The 3,220-nt window shown below is 33.5% G+C and carries 4 protein-coding genes; 2 read left to right on the top strand and 2 right to left on the bottom strand.

The features are described from left to right. Positions 1 to 311: 311 nt before the first annotated feature. Positions 312 to 488 carry a DUF5388 domain-containing protein gene (locus ABZ924_RS38305; RefSeq protein ID WP_361920328.1) on the bottom strand — a complete coding sequence of 59 codons (177 nt, stop codon included), beginning with the start codon at positions 486 to 488 and terminating at the stop codon, positions 312 to 314. A 564-nt stretch (positions 489 to 1,052) separates the two neighbouring features. On the opposite strand from ABZ924_RS38305, the gene ABZ924_RS38310 reads away from it, so the two are divergent. Together ABZ924_RS38310 and ABZ924_RS38315 are read left to right on the top strand one after the other, a co-directional pair. After that, entirely contained in the window at positions 1,053 to 1,706 is a 654-nt protein-coding gene (locus tag ABZ924_RS38310; protein WP_361920330.1) for a DUF4258 domain-containing protein, read from the top strand. Positions 1,707 to 1,731: 25 nt separating this feature from the next. Next, positions 1,732 to 2,151 carry a hypothetical protein gene (locus tag ABZ924_RS38315; protein ID WP_361920332.1) on the top strand — a complete coding sequence of 140 codons (420 nt, stop codon included), beginning with the start codon at positions 1,732 to 1,734 and terminating at the stop codon, positions 2,149 to 2,151. 791 nt (positions 2,152 to 2,942) lie between these two features. Here the strand turns inward: ABZ924_RS38315 and ABZ924_RS38320 are convergent. Continuing rightward, positions 2,943 to 3,220: hypothetical protein (locus tag ABZ924_RS38320; protein WP_361920334.1), on the bottom strand; the 278-nt coding region annotated here is incomplete at its 5' end.

A 3,220-nucleotide genomic window follows, 5' to 3' on the forward strand; every position in this document is an offset into this window, starting at 1 on the left:
AAGGCAAGCGTGTTTTATTCATCGATGCTGATATGAGAAAACCGACTATGCACCATACATTTATTATCTAAAAAGCTTATTAAATCAAGCTTTTCGAACTGTTAATTAGGATTATATTTTTATATTTTGCATACCAGTATATGTGCATGCTTGCATGCGTGCATACTAGTATATGTGTATGCTTGCATATGTGCATACCGGTATATGTGCATGCAAGCATGCTTGCATACTAGTATATGTGCATGCTTGCATACCGTTTTTAGCAAAATAAAAAATTCCTCAGTTGAACTCAAGCAACCAAGGAATTTTCTTTAATTTTTAGATTTGTACAGATCCATAACCATATCAAATTGTTTTTTCTCGTCTTTAGTTACATGTACAGAAAAGTATTCATCAAACATGATTTCAATCAAATCATCTATTGTATCTGCTTTATTTAAACTAACTAGGGCATTTAACTTATTCCGAGTTGATTTTTTGACACGCACACTAGATTCTTTTTTTTCAGAGGAAGTTGGCTTTTTCTTTTCTCCCTTTTTATTTAAGTAACTGCCGATAATCCGGAATATGTAAACCTATTTTTTGATAAACAAACCACTGTTCTCAACATCATTTATAAAGGAGGAGCTAGCGCTTAAAATTTTCTTCCTCTACGGTCGTTTCTGTTTATTAGCAATGAGTTGGTGGAGAACCTTTGTGTAATTGGTTAAACACCATATGTAGCAGACTACTTAAGTTGTTTGAGCTAAAAGAAAAAAGAGCGCCGCCAAGGAAAAGCAAGCCCATTAGAATCAACCTTTTGAATGTATCTTTTTTTCACGTAATTTCAGTTTCAGCATTTTTTTCTAGAAAGTCAATGTAATAGAGATGAAGGACTCCTAATTAAATTCACTAATTCAAAACCGATTATCAAAAAATATCGGCTTATTTTAAACTATTAAATTTATACTTTTTGTATTAAATATGTAATTTTATATATAAATTTACATATTTTTAGGATATGGTCTCATAGGATGAGTTCCCAAAACCATAAAATGAAAAGAGGATTATGCATGAAAAAATTTATTTTAGCTTTTTTGTCTTTAATTTTAATCTTTACTTCTTTAAACCTGTCAGTCGTGGCTGCTGAAGAAGTGTCTAATGAAAATGGTGTAGTATTACCTGAAGAAGAACTCCTTATTGAAAAAATAGATCATTTTATTAACGAAGCTAAAGAAGAAGCTCAGTTAATCGGTGAAAGAGCTGATACTGGTGGCGGATATCTTAATTTGGACGGGGAATTCGTTGATCCGGTTGAAAAATTAAGCGAAGAAGAATTTCTAAAACTGCAGGAATTGTCTGAAGACCTAGACGTAGATTATTTCTCGAATGAAACTCCGGTTACTCAAGCTCGAATTCCAATCTTTTTAGCACCGCTAGTTATTGCTGTTATTCGACAAGCTGTTATTCATTTAGGAAAGAAACATTTGATGAGAAGTTTTACAACGCATGCTTTGCAACGAGGTGGCGAACGACGAATCAAAGAAACATGGGCGGCTAATGCAATTGCTAAAGGCCAGAAGTTTGTAGATAAAGATACAGGTGCTAAAATTTTGTGGGATAAATCCAGTGGAACTACTTTAGTCATGACCAAAGATGCAAGAACGGTCACCACAATGTATCGCCAAGGTGCACCTAAAAAAGTATGGAAGTCTACCAATTTTTAAAATCGTCTCGAAAGGATTGTCTGCTGTGGAATATATATTGAAAGATAGAAGTCATGAGTTCAGTGAGACAGAAGTAAGACATGAGGTATTCAACATAGGAAAGCCGGAAGGGAACCTCTTCGAAATTGAATTTAAACTCACTTTCTCTTATGGATTCTTGGACTACTCGCATAACTTCGTTTGGATTAATCAAGATATCGAAACGTTAAGGGAACAATTAAAGAAAATGGATGAAAACGATTCCGGCACACTTAGTGTACTTTCTCCAGGCATATCTTTCGCCTATTCCAAAGATCCTCATGATGAGACTTTTTATGAATTTACAGTTTTTATGGATACCGGATACATTAATTCCTATATGGGAACTGAATCAAAACTGGGAATTACGCTAACGGTTTCCCAGGAAGAGATTGGAAATTGGGTTGCCTCGTTTATAAAAGACTAAACAGACGCCTTAAGACAAAACTGCGAAAGACCTCACCTATGTTATAAAGGCGAGGTCTTTCGCAGTTCTTTTTTCATTTTTGGTATATCGTAAATTGATTTTAAAAAACACCGATGTAATTTGCTGGTTAAGGAATTACCCGCAAAAAAAAAAGAGCGTCGCCAATGACAAGTGAGTCCAGTAGAATCAACGATTTGAATGTATCTTTTTTTCTGGCAAATTCAGTTTCGCTTGTTTTTCGGATGAAGTCAATGAAATGGGGGTTTTGAATGTAACATAATTAGGATTAAGTTACATTCAAATCAAGGTATTTATAAAACTAAAGTTGACCTGAAATTACTTTGCAGCATCGTTTTTGTTGTATAAATCTTTATAGCTAATAACCAGAAGAATGTAAACAAACACTAGGGACAAAAAACTTCTAGCATTGAATCCTTCTGTCGCTGAAGTCTCATCAAGTATGATGCATACCATTATAGCTAGTATGCTGATGACACTAAAGAGAATAAATAAAGGCTTGTTTGTCGAGAAATACTCTTGCTTTACTTCAATTACTAAATAAATGAGTGCGAAGATAAGTGAAGCAATACGAGTTAAAAATAAAGATTCATACTGAAGAAAAAACGTTACAACTAAAAATCCAATTAATGCCAAAATCACGATGATAGAACTTATATTTTTTTTCATCACAAACTCCTTCTATTTCATTCTTATCTAAACAATATTATTTAACACTTTAACTAAGTTTGAATGTAACTTAATTGCTAATAAGTTACATTCGTTCTCAACTTCTAAGATATCTCAATTGATTTACAGGTAATCTGACAATCCATCATAGGGATAACCAGTTTAACTTGATAAAGATGGACGTTTTCTACTAAAATTTCTCTAATTGAGATGTCATGAAAATAGAAAGCTAAGTCATTGGGGGATTGTGGAATATCTCCTTTTGCCCCTTCCAGCCAATTATTGAAGATGGTTGAAAAACATTCTTTAAACAGAACGGTATACTCTCTTTCTTCGTCCTCAACATCGCTTAAACCCATATATTTCATTGTCACTAAATGCT

The organism is Streptomyces sp. NPDC046876 (genome assembly GCF_040645035.1).
Taxonomy (GTDB): Bacteria; Actinomycetota; Actinomycetes; order Streptomycetales; family Streptomycetaceae; genus Streptomyces.